We start from the raw sequence: 1,241 nt of genomic DNA, 5'->3' as shown, positions 1-1,241 counted from the left end.
GTCGGTCGCCGGGTGCGGGAGGTGGCTCGCTCGCTGGGGGTGAGTGCGGCGAGTGTGTTCCACCTGGCGTGGGCGCGGGTGCTTGCGACGGTCAGTGGTCGGGACGACGTGGTGTTCGGCACGGTGCTGTTCGGGCGGATGAACGCGGGTGCCGGCGCTGACCGGGTGCCAGGGCTGTTCCTGAACACCCTCCCGGTGCGGGTACGGGTCGGTGCTGAGGGTGTGGGGCAGGCGCTGGAAGGCGTACGGGATCAGCTGGCCGAGCTGTTGGTGCATGAGCACGCGCCGCTGACCCTCGCCCAGCAGGTCAGCGGGATGCCGGGCGGCAGCCCGCTGTTCACGTCCCTCTTCAACTACCGGCACAGCAAGCCCCGTACCGACCGCGAGGCGGGTGCGGAGGCCGGCACAGCGCGCGGAGGCATCAGTACGGTGTCGATGCGCGAGACGACGAACTATCCGGTGACTGTCTCGGTCGAGGATCGCGAGTCGCAGTTCGGGCTGACCGTGGACGCGGTGGGCTCGGTGGACGGTCAGGCGCTGTGCCGCCTGATGCACACCTGCCTGGACAACCTCGTCACCGCGTTGGAAGGCCACCCCGGCACGCCGCTGACGGCCGTCGACATCCTCCCCGAGGCCGAACAGCACCAGCTCCTCGCGACGTGGAACGACACGGCGGTGGCGGTCGAGGGGGCGACGGTGCCCGAGCTGTTCGCGGTGCAGGTGGCGCGGACGCCGGATGCGGTGGCGGTGGTGTGTGAGGGGGTGGAGCTTTCCTACGCGGAGTTGGACGCCCGGGCGAATCGGCTGGCGCACGTCCTGAAGGAACGGGGTGCTGGCGCCGAGTCGGTCGTCGCGGTGTGCCTGGAGCGCAGCGCGGACATGGTGGTGGGGCTGCTCGCGGTACTGAAGGCGGGCGCGGCGTATCTGCCCGTGGATCCCGATTCTCCGGCCGGTCGCATCGCTGCGGCGCTGGCGGATGCGGGTGCGGCGTGTGTGGTGACCTCGGGTGAGTACGCGGGGCGGTTGCCGGAAGATGCGCTTCGGGTGGTGGTGGACGATCCGGCGGTGATGGCCGAGATGGCGAGCCGGCCCGGGCTGGCACCGGAGGTGTCGGTGGCACCGAAGCATCCGGCGTACGTCATCTTCACGTCGGGTTCGACGGGGCGTCCGAAGGGTGTGGTGGTTGGGCATGAGGGGATCGTCAATCGGCTGGTGTGGATGCAGGACCGGTTCGGTTTGGT

1 protein-coding gene is annotated in these 1,241 nt (G+C 70.2%); it reads left to right on the top strand.

Going from position 1 to position 1,241, the window contains the following annotated elements; translation table 11 throughout:
• Positions 1-21: 21 nt before the first annotated feature.
• Positions 22-1,241 (top strand): AMP-binding protein (locus ACWGN5_RS41910; protein ID WP_453524293.1); only part of this gene is annotated, 1,220 nt, incomplete at its 3' end.

Source organism: Streptomyces sp. NPDC055815, from assembly GCF_053616475.1.
This window is presented reverse-complemented; position numbering and strand designations above follow the sequence as displayed.